This window comes from Actinomadura sp. KC06 (assembly GCF_004348735.1).
Classification (GTDB): Bacteria; Actinomycetota; Actinomycetes; order Streptosporangiales; family Streptosporangiaceae; genus Spirillospora.
Genome location: NZ_SMKT01000112.1, coordinates 1 through 20,432, shown reverse-complemented (window position 1 = coordinate 20,432; position 20,432 = coordinate 1). Strand labels below are relative to the sequence as shown.

General features: G+C 71.5%; 19 protein-coding genes. 12 read left to right on the top strand and 7 right to left on the bottom strand.

Features of this window, described 5'->3' with window-relative positions:
- Positions 1-10 precede the first annotated feature (10 nt).
- The 10 genes from E1287_RS29385 to hydA are packed head-to-tail and all read left to right on the top strand — an operon-like array spanning position 11 to position 12,258.
- Positions 11-1,300 (top strand): amidohydrolase family protein, encoded by a 1,290-nt coding sequence (locus E1287_RS29385; RefSeq protein WP_165969232.1) that lies wholly within the window; start codon positions 11-13, stop codon positions 1,298-1,300.
- Positions 1,297-3,351, top strand: coding sequence for a hydantoinase/oxoprolinase family protein (locus E1287_RS29380; protein WP_131968489.1), 2,055 nt, complete (start codon positions 1,297-1,299; stop codon positions 3,349-3,351). The genes E1287_RS29385 and E1287_RS29380 overlap by 4 nt, the downstream gene beginning before the upstream one ends.
- Positions 3,352-3,368: 17 nt before the next feature.
- Positions 3,369-5,114 carry a hydantoinase B/oxoprolinase family protein gene (locus tag E1287_RS29375; RefSeq protein WP_131968487.1) on the top strand — a complete coding sequence of 582 codons (1,746 nt, stop codon included), beginning with the start codon at positions 3,369-3,371 and terminating at the stop codon, positions 5,112-5,114.
- Between the two features lie 39 nt (positions 5,115-5,153).
- On the top strand, positions 5,154-6,788 hold the full coding sequence (locus E1287_RS29370) for an ABC transporter substrate-binding protein (protein WP_131968485.1): 1,635 nt from the start codon (positions 5,154-5,156) through the stop codon (positions 6,786-6,788).
- A 54-nt stretch (positions 6,789-6,842) separates the two neighbouring features.
- Entirely contained in the window at positions 6,843-7,922 is a 1,080-nt protein-coding gene (locus E1287_RS29365) for an ABC transporter permease (protein WP_131968483.1), read from the top strand.
- Complete coding sequence (locus tag E1287_RS29360) at positions 7,919-8,812, top strand: ABC transporter permease (RefSeq protein WP_131968481.1); 894 nt, start codon at positions 7,919-7,921, stop codon at positions 8,810-8,812. The genes E1287_RS29365 and E1287_RS29360 overlap by 4 nt, the downstream gene beginning before the upstream one ends.
- Complete coding sequence (locus E1287_RS44980; protein ID WP_131968479.1) at positions 8,809-9,693, top strand: ABC transporter ATP-binding protein; 885 nt, start codon at positions 8,809-8,811, stop codon at positions 9,691-9,693. The genes E1287_RS29360 and E1287_RS44980 overlap by 4 nt, the downstream gene beginning before the upstream one ends.
- A complete protein-coding gene (locus E1287_RS44975) occupies positions 9,690-10,478 on the top strand; it encodes an ATP-binding cassette domain-containing protein (protein ID WP_131968477.1) in 789 nt (262 codons plus the stop codon). The genes E1287_RS44980 and E1287_RS44975 overlap by 4 nt, the downstream gene beginning before the upstream one ends.
- Positions 10,479-10,498: 20 nt before the next feature.
- Positions 10,499-10,888 (top strand): gamma-glutamylcyclotransferase, encoded by a 390-nt coding sequence (locus E1287_RS29345; RefSeq protein WP_131968475.1) that lies wholly within the window; start codon positions 10,499-10,501, stop codon positions 10,886-10,888.
- On the top strand, positions 10,885-12,258 hold the full coding sequence (gene hydA / locus E1287_RS29340) for a dihydropyrimidinase (RefSeq protein WP_207934530.1): 1,374 nt from the start codon (positions 10,885-10,887) through the stop codon (positions 12,256-12,258). The genes E1287_RS29345 and hydA overlap by 4 nt, the downstream gene beginning before the upstream one ends.
- Here hydA and E1287_RS29335 read toward each other — a convergent pair.
- A complete protein-coding gene (locus E1287_RS29335; protein WP_131968473.1) occupies positions 12,255-13,229 on the bottom strand; it encodes a helix-turn-helix domain-containing protein in 975 nt (324 codons plus the stop codon). The genes hydA and E1287_RS29335 overlap by 4 nt on opposite strands.
- Before the next feature lie 71 nt (positions 13,230-13,300).
- On the opposite strand from E1287_RS29335, the gene E1287_RS29330 reads away from it, so the two are divergent.
- Positions 13,301-14,605: an amino acid permease gene (locus E1287_RS29330; RefSeq protein ID WP_207934529.1), complete on the top strand. Its 1,305-nt coding sequence runs from the start codon at positions 13,301-13,303 to the stop codon at positions 14,603-14,605.
- A 10-nt stretch (positions 14,606-14,615) separates the two neighbouring features.
- Here the strand turns inward: E1287_RS29330 and E1287_RS29325 are convergent, their stop codons facing one another.
- Positions 14,616-15,233, bottom strand: a complete 618-nt coding sequence (locus E1287_RS29325) for an LUD domain-containing protein (RefSeq protein ID WP_243719514.1) — start codon at positions 15,231-15,233, stop codon at positions 14,616-14,618.
- A 140-nt stretch (positions 15,234-15,373) separates the two neighbouring features.
- Here E1287_RS29325 and sigJ point away from each other — a divergent pair, with 140 nt between their 5' ends.
- Positions 15,374-16,315 carry an RNA polymerase sigma factor SigJ gene (gene sigJ, locus E1287_RS29320; protein WP_131968469.1) on the top strand — a complete coding sequence of 314 codons (942 nt, stop codon included), beginning with the start codon at positions 15,374-15,376 and terminating at the stop codon, positions 16,313-16,315.
- 7 nt (positions 16,316-16,322) lie between these two features.
- Here sigJ and E1287_RS29315 read toward each other — a convergent pair whose 3' ends face one another.
- The 5 genes from E1287_RS29315 to E1287_RS29295 form a co-directional block, all read right to left on the bottom strand.
- Positions 16,323-16,688, bottom strand: a complete 366-nt coding sequence (locus E1287_RS29315; protein WP_131968467.1) for an MmcQ/YjbR family DNA-binding protein — start codon at positions 16,686-16,688, stop codon at positions 16,323-16,325.
- Between the two features lie 75 nt (positions 16,689-16,763).
- Entirely contained in the window at positions 16,764-18,140 is a 1,377-nt protein-coding gene (gene gdhA, locus E1287_RS29310; protein ID WP_131968465.1) for an NADP-specific glutamate dehydrogenase, read from the bottom strand.
- 275 nt (positions 18,141-18,415) lie between these two features.
- Entirely contained in the window at positions 18,416-19,063 is a 648-nt protein-coding gene (locus E1287_RS29305; RefSeq protein WP_131968463.1) for a DUF4360 domain-containing protein, read from the bottom strand.
- 14 nt (positions 19,064-19,077) lie between these two features.
- Positions 19,078-19,740, bottom strand: a complete 663-nt coding sequence (locus E1287_RS29300) for a DUF4360 domain-containing protein (protein ID WP_165969231.1) — start codon at positions 19,738-19,740, stop codon at positions 19,078-19,080.
- 303 nt (positions 19,741-20,043) lie between these two features.
- Positions 20,044-20,432 (bottom strand): DUF488 family protein (locus tag E1287_RS29295; protein ID WP_347813993.1); only part of this gene is annotated, 389 nt, incomplete at its 5' end.

Genomic DNA, 20,432 nt, shown 5'->3' with positions numbered 1-20,432 from the left:
GGAGACCAAGGTGCCGACTACGACCACCCCCCGGCGGCCCGTGCCGCTGGACGGGACCCTCTGGCTGACCGGCGGGCACGTCGTCGACGTCGTCGGCGGGACGATCCGCCGGAACGTCAACGCCGCCGTCACGGGGGGCCGGATCGAGACGATCACCGCCGCGCCGCCGCCCCCGGACGCACGCCGCGTCGACCTCGGCGGACGGTACCTGCTGCCCGGCCTGATCTCGGTGCACACCCACCTGTCGGTGACGTACCCGTTCTCCGCCACCGACGAGGCCGAGAACCCGGGCCTGACCGCGCTGCGGGCCCTTTCGCGGGCGCAGGACGCGCTGCACGCGGGCGTCACGACGATCCGCTGCGTCCACGAGCAGCACCGCGCCGACCTGCTCATCCGCACCGGCGTGGAGCAGGGCTGGGTGGACGCGCCGCGCATCGTCGGCGCCGGACGGGCCGTCTCCACGACCGGCGGCCACGGCCACGGCTCGGCCTGTTCCTACGCCGACGGCCACGACGGATTCCTGCGCGCGGCCCGCGAGGAGCTGGCCGCCGGAGCCGACCTGATCAAGGTGTTCATCACCGGCGGGATCGCGCACGAGGGCGAGTCGTTCACCGGCGCGCAGATGACGCTGGACGAGATGCGCGCCGTCGTCCGGGCGGCGGAGGAGCACGGCAGCTACGTCACCGCGCACGCCGGTTCCGGCTCGGCGATCCGGGAGGCGCTCGCGGCGGGCGTCCGGGGCTACGAGCACGCCTACGAGCTGGACGACGCGACCGCCAAGGAGATGGCGCAGCGGCGCGTGTTCCTCACCCCGACGCTGTGCGTGACCCGCTGCCCGTCCTGGATGGCGGAGCACTCGTTCAGCGCGTGGCAGATCGAGCGCGCGATGGAGGTCGGGCCCGGCCATCTCGCCAGCATCCGCCGCGCGATCGCCGCCGGGATCGCCGACCCGCGCGACCCGGGCGCGCCCGGCATCACCATGCTCGCGGGCACCGACTACCCGCCGGGCGAGCCGATCGAGGACACCGTCGTCGCCGTCCGCGAGATGGAGTTCCTCGCCGAGGCCGGGCTGGACCCGGCGCAGGCGCTGCGCGCCGGGACCAGCGACGCCGCCCGGCTCGTCGGGCTCGGCGGGAAGGCCGGCGCGGTCGAGGAGGGCCTGCTCGCCGACCTGATCGTCGCCGACGGCGACCCGCTGTCGGACGTGTCCGCGCTGCGCCGCATCCCGTTCGTCATGCAGGCCGGGCGGATCGTCCGCAACGACCTGCCCGTCCCTGCCCCCATCGGAGGAACCCCGTGAGCGCCTCGTCCCGCACCCGGCTCGCGGTCGACATCGGCGGCACGTTCGTCGACGCGATCGCCTACGACGAGGCCACCGGCGAGCTCCGCCTGCACAAGGCCCCGACGACCCCGGACGCCCCGGCGCGCGGGGTGCTCGACGCGACCGGCGGCCTCGCGGACCGGCTGGACGGCGTCGAGGCGTTCGTGCACGGCACCACGCTCGGGCTGAACGCGATCCTGCAGCGGCGCGGCGCCGACGTCGGGATCATCACCAACGCCGGGTTCCGCGACCTGCTGGAGATCGCCCGCGCGAACGTGCCCGGCCAGCACATGTACGACTTCGCGTACGCGCCCCCGCCGCCGCTCGTGCCGCGCCGCCACCGAACAGGCGTGCCCGGCCGGATCGACGCGCAGGGCGCCGAGGTGGAGCCGCTGGACGAGGACGCCGTGCGCGAGGCGGGCCGCGTCCTCGTCGAGGAGCACGGGCTGCGCTCGCTCGCCATCTGCTTCCTGCACTCCTACGCCGAGCCCGCGCACGAGCGCCGCGCCGCGCGGATCCTGCGGGAGGCGTACCCGGACGTGTCGGTGTCCACGTCCACCGACATCAGCCGCGAGTACCGCGAGTACGAGCGGACCAGCACCGTCACGCTCGACGCCTACATCCGGCCCGTCCTCAGCGACTACATCGGCGCGCTGGAGGGACGTCTCGCCGACGCGGGGCTGACCCGTCCGCTGCACATCATGCGGTCGGGCGGCGGCGCGATGACCGCCGAGCTGGCCCGCCGCGCGCCGCTGATGACCGTGCTGTCGGGCCCGGCGGGCGGGGTGGTCGGCGCGTCCTTCCTGGCCCGCGAGCTGGGCCGGGACAAGCTGATCTCGTTCGACGTCGGCGGCACCAGCGTGGACTGCTGCGTGATCGAGGACGGCTCGCCCGGCGAGGTGCACGAGGCCGCGATCGACGGGTTCCCGCTGCTGATCCCGATCTTCGACATCCGGACGGTCGGCGCGGGCGGCGGCTCCATCGCCTGGATCGACGAGGGTCTGCTGAAGGTCGGCCCGCAGAGCGCGGGCGCCGTCCCGGGACCGGTCGCCTACGGCGCGGGCGGCACCGAGCCGACCGTGACGGACGCGGCGCTGGTGCTCGGCTACCTCGACCCGGCCGCGTTCCTCGGCGGCGACATGAGCATCGACGCGGACGCGGCCCGCGGCGCCGTCGAGGAGAGGCTCGCCCGCCCGCTCGGCGTCGACGCGACGAAGGCGGCGGCGAGCGTCTTCCGCGTCCTGCTCGCCCGGACGGTCGGCGCGCTCCGCGAGATCACCGTCGAGCGGGCCCTGGACCCGCGCGAGTTCGCGCTGCTGGCGTTCGGCGGCGCCGGGCCGCTGCTCGGCCCGATGCTCGCCCGCGAGATGGGCGTCACCGAGACGGTCGTCCCGCAGGTCCCGGCGGCGTTCTCCGCGTTCGGGATGCTGATGTCGGACCTGGAGTACGAGTTCGCGACCACCGTCCTCAGGCCGCTGAGCGACGCGACGCTCGCCGATCTCGAACCGGCGTTCGCGGAGCTGGAGTCGCAGGGCGAGGAGGTGCTGTCGGTCCAGGGCGTCAAGCCGGAGGACCGCACGCTGATCCGCCGCCTGGACGTCCGCTACCACGGCCAGGAGCACACGCTCGGCATCGACCTGCGGCCCGGCGACGACGCCGCCGCGATCCTGGACCGCTTCCACGAGCAGCACCGCGCCCGGTACGGGCACGCGATGCCGGACGGCGGCCAGATCCTCACGCTGCGGGTGCGGGCGGTCGGCGTCCTGCCGAAGCCGGGCCTGCGGCGCCTGGACGGCACCGGCGACGGCACTCCGGAGCCGGTCGGGGAGCGGCCCGCGTTCGACTTCGCCGCCGGGGAGACCGTGCCGTTCCCGGTGTACGAGCGGTCGTCCCTCGCGCCCGGCCACACGGTGCCCGGGCCCGCGATCGTCGAGGAGGGCACCTCCACGACGGTGATCTTCAGTGACCAGCGGCTGGCCGTGGACGTCCACGGACACCTGCTGGTCAGCAGCCCGGAGACGGCCCAGTGACCCCCGCAGGAGGCCCCATGAGCAGCGAGTTGGACGGCGCGACCGTCGAGGTGATCCGCAACTACCTGGTGTCGGTCGGCGAGCAGATGCGCCGGACGCTGGTCCGCGCCGCGTTCAACCCGGTGATCTACGAGGTCCTCGACTTCGGCATCTCGATCTACGACGGCGAGCTGGAGCTGATGGCGGAGGCCGCGGGGATCACCTCGTTCCTCGGCGCCAACGACCACGCGATCGTGAAGGGCGTCGAGTACGTCGGGAAGGAGAACCTCGCGCCGGGCGACGTGTACCTGCTCAACTACCCGTACTGGAGCGGCGCCCACTCCTACGACGCGATGCTGTTCGCGCCCGTCTTCCGGGACGGCGGCGACGAGCCGTCGGCGTACCTGGCCGTCCGCGCGCACTGGATGGACCTCGGCGCGAAGGCTCCCGGCTACGTCCTCGACTCCACCGACATGCACCAGGAAGGGCTGATCTTTCCCGGGACGCGGATCGTGCGCCAGGGCGAGGTCGTCCGCGACATCGTGGAGCTGATCCGCTTCAACTCGCGGCTGCCCGACCTGACCATCGGCGACTTCCACGCGCAGCTCGCCGCGCTGCGCACCGGCGAGAACCGGCTCGCGCAGGTGTGGGAGAAGTTCGGCGGCGAGGTCGTCGACCAGGCCGTCAAGCAGATCATCGAGCACGGCGAGCGCGTCGCCCGCAAGGCCGTCGCCGCCCTGCCGGACGGCACCTGGACCGCCGCCGACTACTGCGACGACGACGGCATCACCGACGACCTGATCCGCATGGAGGTCACCGTCACCGTCGACGGCGACCGGATGGAGGTCGACTTCAACGGCTCGGACGGCGCCGTCCTCGGCCCGGTGAACCTGCCGATCGGCGCGACGGAGAGCCTCGCCAAGTCGACGTTCAAGGAGCTGACGACGCCGGACGAGCCGTCCAACGCGGGCCACTACCGGGCCCTGACCGTCAAGGCGGACCCGGGGAACTTCTTCCACGCGGTGTACCCGGTCGCGACGTTCACGCAGTGGAGCGGGATCGTCGCGTTCGAGCTGATCCACAAGGCGCTGGCGGAGGTGCTGGACTCGATCCCGGCGTCGTCCGGCGGCGACGAGCCCGGGTTCATGGCCCTCGGCCACGACCCGCGCACCGGCGACGACTTCGTCATCAGCAACAACGAGGGCATCGGCTGGGGCGCCCGCCGCGACCGCGACGGCGCCAACGCCCAGCAGCACCCGTCGCAGAGCGTCGTCCGGAACACGCCGATCGAGGTGCTGGAGCACAAGTCGACGGTGTTCCACGAGCGGCTGGAGCTGATCCCCGACTCGGGCGGCGCGGGCCGCTACCGGGGCGGTGTCGGCGTCCTGCGCGAGGTCCGGTACCTGGCCGACGGCGAGGTGCTGTCGATGAAGAAGAAGAGCAAGACCAGGCCGTGGGCGCTGCACGGCGGCCACGAGCCCGAGCCCAGCGGGATGACGCTGTGGCCGGGCACCGATCGCGAGAAGCGCGTCGGCATGTACCGGGCCGCGATGCGGGCCGGGGACCGGTTCGTCAACCGGACGGCGGGCGGCGGCGGCCACGGCGACCCGCTCGACCGCGACCCGGCCGCCGTCGTCGCCGACGTCCTGGACGGCTACGTCACCGCCGAGGCGGCCGAGCGCGACTACGGCCTGATCGTCGCTCCCGACGGCTCCCACCACGAGACCCCCGCCAGGACCGGACGGCGCCGGGCACGCGACGGCGCCGGACGGAACGACACCTGACCCGTCCGCGCGGACACGTCCACGAAGGGGAGACGACCAGTGCTCCACACCACTTCTCCGGCCGGGCGCCGCCGACCGGCCGCGCGCCGCCGGGCGACCGAGCGCCGCGGGGCGACCGGGCGCCGCCGGGCGGCATGGCTCGCGGCCGTGGTCGCCGTGGCGCTCGCGGCGGGCGGCTGCGGCGGCGCCACCGGCGGGTACGGCGGCGACCGCAAGCAGACGCTGATCATCGCCGAGAACGAGCCGCCCGCGACGTTCGACCCCGCCCAGGCCGACAACTCCACGGTGGACGAGGTCGTCCGCCCCGCCTACGACACGCTGGTGGCGTACGGCGCGGGCAACAAGATCGTCCCGGGCGTCGCCACCGAGTGGACGGTGTCCGAGGACGGCCGCTCCATCGACCTGACCCTGCGCGACGACGTGCGGTTCCACGACGGCGCCAGGCTCACCGCGACCGACGTCCGGTACAGCCTCGACCGGATCAAGCGGCTGAAGGTGGGCGTGGCGTCGCTGCTGACCGCCTACGAGTCCACCAAGGTCCTGGACGACACGCACCTGACCATCCGGCTGACCCGCCCGTTCGCCCCGATGGTCCCGGCGCTGACCCGCGTCTACCTGCTCAACTCCAAGCTGGTCGAGGCGCACAAGGGCGGCGACGACGGGCAGAAGTGGCTCGCCACCCACGACGCCGGGTCCGGCCCGTACCGGGTGACCGGCTACACCCCCAACCAGGAGGCCAAGTTCGCCCGGTACGACGCGTACTGGGGCGGCTTCTCCGGGCAGGCGAAGAACGTCGTCTTCCGGTACCTGCCGCAGGCCGCCACGCAGAAGAGCTCGCTGCTGGCGGGCGACATCGACATCGCCATGGACATCGACCCCAACGACTGGGCCTCGTTCGAGAGCAACAAGGAGTTCAAGGTCGACAAGGCCGACAGCAACGTCCAGCTGTCGGTGTTCTTCAAGATGAAGGACTCGCCGGTGTCGAACCGGGCGCTGCGCGAGGCGATCACCTACGCCTACCAGTACGACCAGCACATCCGCGCGATCCTCAAGGGCGCCGGGAAGCAGGCCGTGGGCGTGCTGCCGTCCACCATGAACTGCTTCGACGCGTCCGTGCCGCAGCCTGCCTACGACCTCGCCAAGGCGAGGAACACGCTCAAGGCGGCCGGGCTCTCCGGCGTCACGCTCACCATGACGTACCTGAAGGCGACCGCCGAGATGGAGCTGGCGGCCACGCTGTTCCAGTCCGACCTGGCCAAGATCGGCGTGAAGCTGAAGCTGCAGGCCGTGACGTTCCCCGAGTACGTGCAGCGGCTGAAGACCAACCAGACCACGCCCGACCTCGGGATGATCTACGCCTTCCCGCCCAACCCCGACACCGACTCGATCCTCTACCAGCTCTTCGACTCCAAGTTCATCAACAACGGGCAGAACAACGGCGGCTACCGCAACCCGAAGGTCGACTCGCTGGTGGAGAAGGCCCAGGGCCTCACCGACCAGCGGGAACGCTGCGGCCTCTACAGCCAGGCGCAGCGGATCATCGCCGCCGACGTCGCGTCGGTCAACATGTCCAACCCGCAGACCGTGACCGTCATGCGCAAGGGCGTCCAGGGCTACGCCTACCAGCCGTCGCACCACCAGACCGTCGACGTCTACCGCGTCAAGGTCGGCTGATCGCATGTCCGGCCCGCATCCACCACGGAAATCTCCAGCGAGGGGAGGCACGGCATGGCGCGTTTCCTGCTGAGACGGCTCGTCACCAGCGTCGTCGTGCTGTTCGGCCTGGGCGTCGTCACGTTCCTGATGACCCAGGTGCTGCCCGGCGACCCCGCGAGGGCGGCGGCCGGGCGCAACGCCACCGCCGAGCAGGTCGCGGCGGTGTCCGCGCGGCTCGGCCTCGACAAGCCGCTGTGGGAGCAGTTCCCCCGCTACCTCGGGGACCTGCTCCGCGGCGACCTCGGCACGTCCGTCTTCACCCAGCGGCCGGTGCTGGACGACATCGGGCAGGCGCTGCCGTCGTCCCTCGAACTCGTCCTCGCCGCGATGCTGATCAACGTGCTGGTCGCGGTGCCGCTCGGCGTGTACGCCGCGTACCGGCGGGGCCGCGCCGCCGACCTCGCGGCCCGGCTGATCGTGCTGTTCGGCGCGGGCGTCCCGGTGTTCTGGCTGGGGCTGATGCTCCAGCTCGTGGTCGCCGACCGGCTCGGCGCGCTGCCGCTCACCGGGCAGCTCGGCTTCGGCCGCGAGGTGCCGTCCATCACCGGGATGACCTCGGTGGACGCGCTGCTGAGCGGCGACCCGGGCGCGTTCTGGGACGCGGTGTCGCACCTGCTGCTGCCCGCCGTCACGCTCGCGGCGGCGTTCATCGCGGTCGTCGCCCGCACCGTCCGCTCGTCCATGATCAGCGTGCTGGACTCGGACTTCGTGACGCTGGCCCGCGCGACCGGGGCGTCCGAGCGCCGGGTCGTGATCCGGCACGGGCTGCGCAACGCGCTCGTCCCGGTCAGCACGATCCTCGGCATGCAGCTCGGCTGGATGCTCGGCTCCACCGTGCTGGTCGAGTCGGTGTTCGGGCGGAAGGGGATCGGCGCGTACGCGGTCAACGCCGTCCTGCAGAACGACCTGTACGCGGTGATCGGCACCGTGCTCGTGATCGGAGTGGTCTTCGTGCTGGCCAACATCGTCGTCGACCTCGTCCAGCTGTGGCTCAACCCGCGCCTGCGCCAGCCCGCCCGCGCCCGCGCCGCGGCGGCCGTTCCCGGCGGCGAGCCGCGGGAGAAGGACGTCCTGGAAGGGGCGGCGTCATGAAGCCCGCAACGGTTCCCATGGCGCAGGGCCCGGCCGGACGGCCCCTGCCGCGCCGCCTCCTCGCGCCCGCCGGACGGTCGACCGTCGTGGACCGGATCGCGCTGGGCGTCGCGGCGGCGATGGTGCTGATCGCGGTCGCCGGCCCGCTGCTGGCGCCGCACGACCCCTACGCGGTGAACCTGCCGCAGGCGCTGCACGGGCCGTCCGGGGAGCACTGGTTCGGCACGGACGCCACCGGACGCGACATCCTCAGCCGCGTGCTGCACGGGGCGCGGGTGTCGCTGCTGGCGACCGTCATCGTGATCGCCGTCGCCACGCTGATCGGCACCCTCGTCGGGACGCTCGCCGCGCTCGGCGGCCGGGCCGTCGACGAGGTCCTCATGCGGATCTGCGACATCGGGCTCTCGCTGCCGCCGATCATCCTCGCGCTCGGGCTGGCCGCCGCGCTCGGCCCCGGCCTGCGCTCCGCGGTGATCGCGCTGTGCCTCACCTGGTGGCCCGGCTACGCGCGGCTCGTCCGGACCCTCGTCCGGGACGTCCGCGACGCCGAGTACGTGGAGGGCGCCCGCACGCTCGGCGTGTCCACGCCCCGGCTGGTGTTCCGGCACGTCCTGCCGAACGCGCTGAACACCCTCTACGTCCAGACGACGCTGGACGTGTCCGCGGTCATGCTCGTCATCTCCGGGCTGTCGTTCGTCGGGGTCGGCGCGCAGGTGCCGTCCGCCGAATGGGGCGCGATGATCAGCGGTTCCGCGGCGAACCTGACCAACGGCTGGTGGGCGGTCGTGTTCCCCGGCCTCGCGATCATGCTCACCGCGGTCTCGTTCAACCTCGTGGGCGACTGGCTGCGCGTCCGCAACGACCCGACGCTGCGCGGGAGGCTGTCATGACCTCGCTGCTGGAACTCCGGGGCCTGCGCGCCCGCTTCCCCGGCCCGGACGGACCCGTGGAGGTCCTGCGCGGCGTCGACCTCGACGTCGCCCAGGGCGAGAAGGTCGCGCTGGTCGGCGAGTCGGGCTCCGGGAAGTCGGTGACGGCGCGGGCCGTCCTGCGCCTGGACCGCGACGCCGACCTCGAAGGCCGCGTCGACCTCGACGGCACCGACCTGCTCGCCCTCCCCGACCGCGCCATGCGGGACGTGCGCGGCGCCCGGATCGGCCTCGTCTTCCAGGATCCGCTCGCGTCCCTCAACCCGGTGATGACGATCGGGTGGCAGATCATGCAGCCGCTCCTCATCCGGGGCGTCCGGAAGAAGGAGGCGCGGCGGCGCGGCGTCGAGCTGCTCGGGCGGCTCGGCGTCCGCGACGCCGGCCGCCGCTTCGACGACTACCCGCACCAGTTCTCCGGCGGGATGCGGCAGCGCGTCGTGATCGCCATCGCGGTGATCGCCGAACCGGCGCTGCTGATCGCGGACGAGCCCACCACCGCGCTCGACGTGCGGGTGCAGGCGCAGGTCCTGACGCTGCTGCGGGAGCTGGCGGCCGAGCGCTCGATGTCGGTGCTGCTCATCACGCACGACCTCGGGATCGTGGCGGGCTTCGCCGACCGGGTCGTCGTCATGCGCGACGGCGTCCCCGTCGAGCACGGCCCGGTGGACGACATCTACGCCCGGCCGCAGCACCCGTACACGCGCGGGCTGCTCGCCTCGGTGCCGCGCATCGACGACGACCCGTCCCGGCGCCTCAGCACACCGGACGGCGCGGCCGATGCCGACGCTCCGGCCGATGCCGACGCACCGGCCACCGAGGTCTTGGAAGGAGGCGGGCGATGACCGCGCTGAGCGTGCGGAACCTGACCAAGAGCTTCGGCGGCCGTCCGGTCGTGCGGGACGTCTCGTTCGACCTGAACGCGGGCGAGGTGCTCGGCCTCGTCGGCGAATCGGGCTCCGGCAAGTCCACGATCGCCCGCTGCGTGGCCCGGCTGACCAAGCCCGACTCCGGGCAGATCCGGCTCGGCGACGCCGACCTGCTCGGCGCGTCCCGGCGCGGCCTGCGGACGCTCCGCCGCGACGTGCAGATGGTCTTCCAGGACCCGTACTCGTCGCTGAACCCGCGGATGACCGCGGGCGCGCTGATCGAGGAGGGCCTGCTCGTCCACGGCATCGAACGCGACCGCCGCGCACGCCGCGAGCGGGCCGTCGCGCTGCTGGAGACCGTGGGCCTGTCGGCGCCGGACGCCGTCCGGCACCCGCGCTCGTTCTCCGGCGGGCAGCGGCAGCGCATCGCGATCGCGCGGGCCCTCGCCGTGGAGCCGAAGGTGCTGATCTGCGACGAGGTCGTCTCGTCGCTGGACGTCTCCGTCCAAGCGCAGGTCCTGGACCTGTTCCTCGACCTGCGCGAACGCCTCGACCTGTCGATCCTGTTCATCGCGCACGACCTGGCCGTCGTGCACTACCTCTGCGACCGGGTCGCGGTGCTCGACCAGGGACGGCTCGTCGAGATCGGCGCCCGGAAGCAGATCTACGGCGACCCCGTCCACCCCTACACCCGGTCGCTGCTCGCCGCCGTCCCCGTCCCGGACCCGGCGGCCGAACGCGCCCGGCAGGCCGCATCGTGACCCGCGGCCAGGAAGGACCTATGGAAACCCTCCGGATGTTCGTCAACGGGCAGGCCATGTCGGGCGGCTCGCTGAACACGGCGCTGAGCGGCGCCGAGTTCCTCGGCCCGGCGGAGACGGCGCCCCGGTACCGCTTCTACTCCGTCCGCGACGAGTTCCCGGGCCTGCACCCGGTGCCGTCCGGCGGACGCGCGGTGCCCGGCGAGCTGTACGCCGTCACCTACGAGATCCTCCGCGACCACCTCCTGCCGGGCGAGCCGCCCGAGCTGGAACTCGGCGTGATCGAGCTCGCGGACGGCTCCGGCTCGCTGTGCATGCGGATGCGCGCGGAGTCGCTGACCCTGCCCGGCGTCGTGGACATCAGCGACGCGGGCGGCTGGCGCGCCCACCTGGCGGGGGCGGCGGGGTGAGCGCCGATGTGGTCGTCCGCGGCGGGACCGTGGTCGAGGCGTCCTGGACCGGCCCCGCCGACGTGGTGATCCGGGACGGCCGCGTCACGGCCCTGGCCGAACCCGGCACGGCGCCGTCCGCCGCGACCGTCGTCGACGCGTCCGGACGCCTCGTCATGCCCGGCGGCGTCGACCCTCACTGCCACGTCGGGTTCACGTCCGGCGACTTCACCTCACTGGACGACTACCGCCAGTGCACCACCGCGGCCGTCCACGGCGGAACCACCACCATCGTGGACTTCGCGATCCCCCGCCCCGGCCAGAACCCCGCCGACGTCGCCTACGCCCAGCGCGCCAAGGCCGGGGAAGGGCTCTGCGACAGCGCCCTGCACGCCTGCGTCGTCGCGTGGGACGACACCGTCCCCGACCAGCTCGCCTCCCTCGTCGCCGACGGGATCACGACCGTCAAGATGTTCACCACCTACCGCGGCGAGACGATGGCCGACGAGGACACCGTCCTCCGCACGATGACGGCGCTCGCCGGGCTCGGCGGCATGGTCGTGATCCACTGCGAGGCCGACCACATCGTCGGGGACGCCCAGCGCCGCTGCGCCGACGCCGGACGGATCGGCGCCGCCGACATGGCCGCGACCCGTCCCGGCCTCGCCGAGACCGCGTCCGTCGCCGAGGTCCTCGCGATCGCCGAATCGGTGGGCGCGCCGGTCTACTTCGTCCACCAGTCCACCGCCGAGGCCGTCGAGCTGGTCGCCGCTGCCCGGCGGCGCGGTGTCCGCGCCTTTAGCGAGGCCGTCGCCCACCATCTCGTCCTGGACGACTCCGCCTACGCGGGCGAGCACCCCGAACGGTACGTGTGCTGCCCGCCGCTGCGTCCCGCCGCCGACGTCGAGGCGCTCGGACGCCACCTGTTCACCGGCGAGATCACGACCGTCGGCAGCGACCACTGCTGCTACGACACCGTCCAGAAGGAATCGCGCAGCGGCGACGTCCGCGTGATGCCGAACGGCCTGCCCGGCGTCGAGACCCGCCTCCCGGTGATCTTCTCGGAGTACGTCGTCCGCCGCGGCCTCCCCGTCACGCGCTTCGTGGACCTGGTCGCGGCGGCCCCGGCCCGCGCGAACGGCCTCTACCCGCGCAAGGGCACCCTGATGCCCGGCGCGGACGCCGACGTCGTCATCTGGAATCCCGCCGAGGAATGGCGGGTCACTACGTCTGACCTCCATATGGCGACCGATTACACGCCTTACGAGGGCATGGCTTTGATGGGACGCCCGGAAACGGTCATGGTGGGCGGCCGTGTCGTCGTTCAAGACGGTGCGCTCACCGACCCGTCACATCAGGGCCGTCACATCAAGGCAGGCCCCGTCCGTTAGACCGGCTGCCGGGTCGCGCGGAAACGGAACACGTGCCGGTACGACTGCGGGGAAACACCGGCGACACGCCCGAAGTGATAACGGAGATTGACCCCGTTCCCGAATCCCGTAGTGCGGGCGATCTCTTCGATCGGGCTGTCGGTCGTCTCCAGCAATTCCTGGGCCAACCTGACGCGCTGCTGCAGCAGCCATTGCAGAGGCGTGATGCCGAGCGTGTCGCGGAAACGGCGGGCGAACGTCCGCTCGCTCATGTGCGCGACCTTGGCCAGTTCCGGGACGGTGATCGGCTGATGCAGCCGCTCCAGCGCCCATTGCAGCACCGGCGCCAGATCGTCGCTCTTCTCGGCGATGGCGACGGGCCTGGTGTACTGCGCCTGGCCGCCCTCCCGATGCGGCGGCACGACCATCCGCCGCGCGATCTCGTTGGCCGCGGCGGCGCCGTGATCGGTGCGCACCAGGTGCAGGCAGACGTCGATCGCCGCGCCCGAACCCGCCGTGGTGACGATGTCGCCGTCGTCGATGTAGAGCGGGGCCGGATCGAGATGCACGCGCGGGAACCGGTGGGCGAAGTCATTGGCGTTCATCCAGTGCGTCGTGGCGCGGCGCCCGTCCAGCAGGCCCGCCGCCGCGAGCACGTAGGCGCCGGTGCACAGCGACACGATCCGCCTGCCGCGCCGGAACGCCTCCCGCAGGGCCGCGATCAGCTCCGGCGGCGGGGCGAGCTGGGCGTAACGGGCCAGCCCGGCGACGATGACGGTGTCCACGTCCAGCAGGTCGGTGTAGCAGTGGGACGCGTGCAGGCTCACCCCGGCGCTGGACGCCAGCGGGCCGGACGCCTCGGCGCAGAGCCGTAGCTCGTACCACGGGTCCACGATGTCGCTGCGGTCCGTGCCGAAGACCTCGCAGGGGATGGCCAGCTCGAACACCGGGGCGCCGGCCGTCACCGCCAGCCCGACGACATGTCTGCTCATGGCAGGAATTCTACGGATACCGTCTTTTCTGCCGCTAGTGATCGCGTCCGCCAGCCTTGAACCTGAATCCCGTGACGGAGAACTCCAGGGGGCACCTCACCTTCGGACAGGGCACCGCGATGTACGTGGGCGCGGTCCTGGGAACGGGTGTGATCGCCCTTCCCGCGCTGGCCGCCGAGGCGGCGGGCCCGGCCTCGCTGCTCGCCTGGCTGGCCCTCGTGGTCATGTCGGTGCCTTTGGCGGCGACATTCGCCGCGCTGGGCGCCCGCTATCCCGATGCGGGCGGGGTGTCCACTTACGCGCGCCTGGCGTTCGGCGACCGCGCGGCGGCGATGGTGGGCTGGTGCTTCTACTTCGCGATCCCGCCGGGCGCTCCCGCCGCGGCCCTCTTCGGCGGGGCCTACGTCGCGGCCGCTGTCGGCGGCGGCACGGCGACGACGTTCATCACGGCCGCCGCGCTGATCGCCGTGGTCACCGCCGCGAATCTGGCGGGCCTGCGCGTATCGGGAAGGCTGCAGCTCGTCCTGGCCGCGCTGCTGGTCACCCTCCTTCTGGCCTCGGTCGCCCTCTCCCTGCCGGACGCCCGCTGGGACAACCTGACCCCCTTCGCACCCCACGGCTGGGCGGCGATCGGATCGGCCGCGGCCCTGCTGGTGTGGAGCTTCGCGGGCTGGGAGGCGATCACGCACCTGGCCGCCGAGTTCCGCCGTCCCGAACGCGACCTGCCCCGCGCGACCGCCGCCGCGGTCTGCGTGGTCGGCGTCCTGTACCTCCTGGTCGCGTTCGCGATCATCACCGTCCTGGGCTCCGCGGCCGCCACGGAGGACGCGCCGCTGGGCGAACTGATGGCCCGGGGGCTGGGCGGCGGCGCCCGCTGGCCCGCCGCCGCGGCCGCCGTGCTCCTGACGATGGGGACGATGAACGCCTACTACGCGGGGGCGGCCAAACTCGGCGCCGCCCTCGGCCGGGATGGGGCGCTGCCGTCCTGGCTAGCGCGTGGCAGCGTCGCGGGCCAAGTGCCCAGGCGCAGCCTGACGGTCGCGTCCGCGATGTCGTTCCTGGCCCTCGCAGTAGTCGCCGTCATCGGCCTGGGCCCCGAACCCCTGGTACTCCTGACGACCGGCTCTTTCGTCACCGTGTACGCGATCGGAGTGGCGTCCGCCATTCGGCTTCTCCCTCGCCGCAGCCTTGCCCGCGCCTCGGCATTCGCGGCGCTCAGCGCGGTTGCGGCGCTTCTGCTGATGACGGGCCGCTACCTGATCTGGCCTGCCGCAATGACCGCGGCAGCGTTGATTTACCTCCATCTGAAAGGCCGCGCCAGCCCACCAAGCCCGCCAGCACCAGAGATCATCGAGAAACGGCTGACCCCATCCTGAGCAGAGTTGTTCAGAATCCGATGGTTTCGCGGAGAAGCAGGACGATACCGCGTCCGGAATTGTGTTCTGCGTTGAGGACGAGAAGGCGGTTGACGGTGCTGGGCCACCCATGGAGCGCCTGGGTCCGGGCACTTTCCAGCGGCAGGCAATGGTCTTCTACACGGCGCAACGCGGTGCTCAAATCGGGCACCACCTTCTGCGCCCCGACGACCCAGATCGCGCGGGCGGCGCCGCCCGCGTAGCCGGGCAACTGGCTTCCGCTGCCCGAGGCGATCACGAGGGAGCCGGTTTCGGTGACCGCGTGGACGCTGCCCACGATGACGTCGGGGGTGGCGCTCAGCCGCCGGATCTCGTCCGACTGGGTGGCGCGGTCCATGGCTAGGACGCGCGGCCTGACGGCCCGGTACCGTCCGCCGGCGTTGATGTCCGCCTCGATGCCGGACAGGCGGAGGGTCTCGCTGGCCCCGGTGAGCACGCCGGCGCCTTCCGGGATCAGATCCTTGACGCGGGAACGCGCCGCGGCGGCGTCATCGAGGATCTCCACGGTGAAACCGTGTGCGGTCAGCGCGGCGGCCGCGCGCTCCAGGCGCCGCGCGGGCACCGGGTCGGCGAACGATGTCGCCGGCATTCGAGTAGTCATGATGTCTTCGACAACACGACCCCTCGGAATGTGAGGCGACGTACCGGCCTCACATTCCGGTGCGCTGCCGTGTCGAAGGGGTGAGGGCAGATACGACCGAGGGAGCCGTCCACCATGACCACCCGATCATGACCACCCGTTCCGGGACAGGACGCGGCCGGGCCGATCCGGGTCTCGACGCGATCATGAGCGAGCGGCGTCATCTGATCAATCTCGCCTACCGGCTCCTGGGTTCGCTGGCCGAGGCCGAGGACGCCGTCCAGGAGACCTATGCCCGCTGGTACGCCATGTCCCGGCTGCAGCAGGACGCCATCGAGTCGCCCGGCGCCTGGCTGACGACGGTCGCCGGCCGCATCTGCCTGAACCTGCTCCGCTCCGCTCGGGTCCGGCGCGAGACCTACGTGGGCGAATGGATCCCCGAGCCGCTGCCCGAACGCACGGAGTGGATCAGCGGACGGACGGGAAGTAGGCCCGTCGATCCGGCCGACCGGGTCACCCTGGACGAGTCGCTCAACCTCGCCTTCCTGGTCGTGCTCGAATCGATGACCCCGGCCGAGCGCGTCGCGTTCATCCTGCACGACGTCTTCTGCCACTCCTTCGCCGAAGTGGCGGAAATCGTCGGCCGTACCCCGGCGGCTTGTCGCCAACTGGCCTCCTCGGCCCGCCGCCGCATCCGGGACGCGCGGCCCTCCACGGCACCGGCGGCCCAGCGCGCCGGGATCGTCCGGGACTTCAAGCGGGCCTGGGAGGCCAAGGACCTCGACGCCCTCATCGGCCTGCTCGACCCCGGCGCCACGGCCGTCGCCGACGGCGGCGGCCTCGCCACCACCTTCCTGCACCCCATCGAGGGCGGCGAGCAGATCGCGCACACCTGGGTCGAACTCGCCGGACGGAGGCTCAGCAACATGACGCTTCTGGAACGCACGGTCAACGGCCAGCCGGGCCTGGTGGCTCAGCAGGACGGCGCCACCGTGACGGTGTTCGCCTTCGACATCGCGGACGGCCGGATCAAGCACATCTGGGTAATCCGCAACCCCGAGAAACTCCGTAGCTGGACGACGACGACCTGACGGGCCTTCATGGCAGCAGTTCGCTGCGCTGAGCCTTGGTCAGACGCGCCACGACCAGGTCGTAGGAGTGGTCGATCAGCTCCAGCAGTTCCTCTTCGGGGACGGAGCCGTCGAGCGTCACCGTGTTCCAATGCCGCTTGTTGAGGTGGTAGCCCGGAGTGATCGCGGCGTAGCGGCCGCGCAGGTTGACGGCCAGGTCGGGGTCGCATTTGAGGCTGACGCTCTCCGCCGATGACCCCAGCGGGACGAGCGCGAACATCCGTCCGGCGACCTTGAAGACGGCCACGTCGTCACCGAACGGGTAGTCCTCCACCGCTCCCGGCTTGGCGAGGCACTCCGCCATCACCCGGTCGCGCTGCGAATCGTCCGCCATCACGTGGCCCCCTGTCCGTCACCGGCCTAGGACGACATTCTGCCGCCGGTAGCCCCGGATGCGGAGCCGACCGGATCAGATGAGGCCCTGGGCGAGCATCGCGTCGGCGACGCGCTCGAAGCCGGCGATGTTGGCGCCGACGACGTAGTCGCCGGGGGCGCCGTAGCGTTCGGCGGTCTCGTAGCAGGTGGCGTGGATGGCGCTCATGATCCCGGCGAGCTCGTCCTCGACGCGGGAGAACGTCCACGCCTCGCGACCCGCGTTCTGACGCATCTCCAGAGCGCTCACCGCGACGCCGCCAGCGTTGGCGGCCTTTCCGGGGCCGAACGCGACGTCCGCCTCCTGGAAGACGTGGACGGCCTCCGGCGTCGCCGGCATGTTCGCGCCCTCCGAGACGGCCTTGACGCCGTTGCGGACGAGGATCGTCGCCGCGTCCGCGTCCAGCTCGTTCTGCGTCGCGGACGGCAGCGCGATGTCGGCGGGGACGTCCCAGACCCGGCCGCCCGGCACGAACCGCGCGGACGCGCCGCGCAGGTCGGCGTAGTCGGACACGCGGCCCCGGTCGACCTCCTTGACGTGCTTGAGCAGGTCGAGGTCGATGCCCTTCTCGTCCACCACGTAGCCGCCCGAGTCGGACACGGTGATCACGTTCGCGCCGAGCTGCTGCGCCTTCTCGATCGTGTAGATCGCGACGTTGCCCGATCCGGACACGACGATCTGCTGGCCGTCCAGGTCCTCGCCGCGCCGCCTGAGCATCTCGGCGGTGAACAGGACGTTGCCGTAGCCGGTGGCCTCCGTCCGGCCCGCGGAGCCGCCCCACAGCAGGCCCTTGCCGGTCAGGACGCCCGCCTCCCACCGGTTGGTGACCCGCCGGTACTGGCCGAACAGGTAGCCGATCTCGCGGCCGCCGACGCCGATGTCCCCGGCCGGGACGTCGGTGTGCTCGCCGACGTGCCGGTACAGCTCGGTCATGAACGACTGGCAGAACCGCATGACCTCTTCGTCCGACCGGCCGTGCGGGTCGAAGTCGCTGCCGCCCTTGCCGCCGCCGATGCCGAGCCCGGTCAGCGCGTTCTTGAAGATCTGCTCGAAGCCGAGGAACTTCACGATGCCGAGGTTGACGGTGGGATGAAAGCGCAGCCCGCCCTTGTACGGGCCCAGCGCGCCGTTGAACTCCACGCGGAACCCGCGGTTGACGTGGACTCGGCCCTGGTCGTCCTGCCACGGCACCCGGAACATGATCTGCCGCTCGGGCTCGATGAGCCGCTCGACCAGCTTCGCCGCGCCCAGCCCGGGCCGCGCCGCGAGCACCGGGCCGAGGGACTCCAGCACCTCGTGGACGGCCTGGTGGAACTCCGCCTCCCCCGGGTCGCGCCGCAGGACCCGCTCGTACGACTCCTCCAGGACGGCCAAGATCTCGGGCGGGGCCGGCAGGCGAGGGGCCAACGGCATGGTGAAGATCCCTTCCTCGAAGACCCCTCCACTCTAAAACCTGGTTTTCACCGCCTTTGACATGCCCCGGCGAAGGCTCCGCCCCTCGTCCCGCCGGTCCGCCCCGCTCGTCCGTGACCCGTCGCGGGGACGGGCACGATCGAGCGGGGCGGAGGGCGGCAGGCATGGATTGGGGGGTTGGTTACGCGGGTGTTCGGGACCGGGCCGCGTCCTCCCTGGGTGAGGACGCGGCCCGGCGTGACGCGACGTCCGAGATCAGGCGTCAGACGTCAGGTTCAGGCGTCGCACTTCTTCCACGCGAGGTGGTAGGTCGTCTTGACGCTGCCGTCGGTGGAGTCGAAGGCCATGAAGCTGGTGTCCTTCGAGGCGCCCTTCATCACCCGGAGTTCGGTGTTGATGTTGACGTTGCGGTCCTCACCGCAGGGCTTCCAGACGAGCTCGGCGACCTCGGTCCGGTCGGAGAACTGCCAGTTGTCGGAGTAGGAGCCCTTGATCGTGTTCGACGACTGGCTCGTCTGCGACGAGCCCTGGTGGTAGTAGCTCGCGCGCTGCAGGCCGGTCGCGCCCTCCTGGAGGTGCGCGAAGCCGCGATAGTCGGCTCCGGCGATCGCGTACGTGAAGCCCTGCGGCACGTGGACGCGGAGGGCCAGCTGGCAGTTCTTGCGGAGGTCGGTCGGGTTGGAGTCGCCGCCGGCCTGCGCGAGGTAGTCGCTGTAGGTGACGGTGAAGCCCGTGTTGTCGCTCGCCGGGGCGACCGCGGTGGTGCCGGCGGGGCAGCCGGACCCGTTCACGGTCAGCACGTTGATGGTGATCTTGTCGTCCGGCGGGGGGTCGTTGACGTCGGCGGACGCGGTCGGGGCCGCGGAGAGCGCCAGCGCCAGGGCGGGGATGGCCGCCGCTGCCACGGTCAGTCCTTTACGCATGGTTCCTTCTCCTCTTACCACGTGCGTGGGGGGCACTTCATCCACTCGAAGCGGTAGATGGTCTTGATGCTGCCGTCGGCGGAGTCCATCGCCATGAAGGCCATTTCCTCCGGGTCCGAGCCCTTGCTCACGCGGAGCTCGGTGTTGATGTTGAAGTTCCGCTCTTCGCCGCACGGCTTCCACACGAGCTGACCGACGTCGTTGGTGTCGGTGAACTGGAAGTTGTCGGCGTACTCCCCCCGAAGCGTGTGCGTCTTCGCCGCGGTCTGCTGCTGGCCCTGGAAGTAGTAGCTGGCCTTCTGCACACCGGTCGCACCGGCCGGCAGGGACGCGAATCCCCGGTAGTCGGTGTTCGAGATCGCGTAGGTGAAGCCCTGCGGGACATGCACCTTCATGCTGATCTGGCAGTTCTTGCGGAAGTCGGTCGGAGCCGCGCCGCCGCCTGCCATGACCGTGTAGTCGCTGTAGGTGACCGTGAAGGCCTCCTTGTCGTCCGAGACTGCGACGGCGGCCGTTCCCGCCGGGCAGCCGGACCCGTTGACGGTCGCGATCTCGATCGTGACGCCGTCAGGACCCGGGACCAGATACGACCCGGGAGAGGCGGCCGCCGCCGGCCCCGCTGTCGCGGCGGCCATGGCGATTGCAGCGACCGCCGAAAAAACGATCCCTTTACGCATGCGATTCCTCCTTGCTGGAGCCTGCGCAAAGGGAGCGTAAAGCTGGCTCTTTAGAACGGTCAATCACGAACTTTCAACACGCGAAAACAGGGCCTTGACCTCGATACACCTGCGGTGATCAGCAAGAATGGAGCGTCCAACGGGATTCATTGTGAACGGAACGTTCCATCAAGTAGATGAATAGAATTCAAATGGCCTTACAGGTCGCGTAGAAAGCGTTCTAGGACCCGTGTGACGTGCGGCGGAACGCGGCGCGCGATGGCGACTTTATGCCGTGGCGCATTCTGGCCAGTACGGAGACGTTTACCCACCGTGTCGCAGCAGTTCCGCAAGGACGGCGGCCTGGCTGTGGTCGACGTCCCTCGTCGCGGTGAGCAACGTGACCGGCCCCTGCCCGGCGAGCTCCCGGAGGCGGCCCAGGGCCGCCGCGCGCTCGGGTTCGTCAAGTTCGGCCTCGTATCGACGGGTGAACTCGTCGAACTTATCAACACAGTGGCCGTACCACTTGCGAAGCCCGGTAGACGGGGCGACATCTTTGGCCCACTCGTCCAGGCGGGCCTTCTCCTTCGACAACCCCCGCGGCCACACGCGATCGACGAGGATCCGCTTTCCGTCACCGGACGAAACCGGCTCGTACACCCTGCGCAGTCGTACCTCCATGCCCCACCCCTCCTGTCTCTTATACACTTCTG

Excerpts from the sequence above, each read along its gene's own strand:
- E1287_RS29345 (WP_131968475.1), top strand. The coding sequence starts at position 10,499 with ATGGAAACCCTCCGGATGTTCGTCAACGGGCAGGCCATGTCGGGCGGC.
- gdhA (WP_131968465.1), bottom strand. The coding sequence starts at position 18,140 with ATGCCGTTGGCCCCTCGCCTGCCGGCCCCGCCCGAGATCTTGGCCGTC.
- sigJ (WP_131968469.1), top strand. The coding sequence starts at position 15,374 with ATGACCACCCGTTCCGGGACAGGACGCGGCCGGGCCGATCCGGGTCTC.
- E1287_RS29335 (WP_131968473.1), bottom strand. The coding sequence starts at position 13,229 with ATGAGCAGACATGTCGTCGGGCTGGCGGTGACGGCCGGCGCCCCGGTG.
- E1287_RS29305 (WP_131968463.1), bottom strand. The coding sequence starts at position 19,063 with ATGCGTAAAGGACTGACCGTGGCAGCGGCGGCCATCCCCGCCCTGGCG.
- E1287_RS29325 (WP_243719514.1), bottom strand. The coding sequence starts at position 15,233 with ATGCCGGCGACATCGTTCGCCGACCCGGTGCCCGCGCGGCGCCTGGAG.
- E1287_RS29360 (WP_131968481.1), top strand. The coding sequence starts at position 7,919 with ATGAAGCCCGCAACGGTTCCCATGGCGCAGGGCCCGGCCGGACGGCCC.
- E1287_RS29300 (WP_165969231.1), bottom strand. The coding sequence starts at position 19,740 with ATGCGTAAAGGGATCGTTTTTTCGGCGGTCGCTGCAATCGCCATGGCC.
- E1287_RS29375 (WP_131968487.1), top strand. The coding sequence starts at position 3,369 with ATGAGCAGCGAGTTGGACGGCGCGACCGTCGAGGTGATCCGCAACTAC.
- E1287_RS29315 (WP_131968467.1), bottom strand. The coding sequence starts at position 16,688 with ATGGCGGACGATTCGCAGCGCGACCGGGTGATGGCGGAGTGCCTCGCC.
- E1287_RS29365 (WP_131968483.1), top strand. The coding sequence starts at position 6,843 with ATGGCGCGTTTCCTGCTGAGACGGCTCGTCACCAGCGTCGTCGTGCTG.
- E1287_RS44975 (WP_131968477.1), top strand. The coding sequence starts at position 9,690 with ATGACCGCGCTGAGCGTGCGGAACCTGACCAAGAGCTTCGGCGGCCGT.
- E1287_RS44980 (WP_131968479.1), top strand. The coding sequence starts at position 8,809 with ATGACCTCGCTGCTGGAACTCCGGGGCCTGCGCGCCCGCTTCCCCGGC.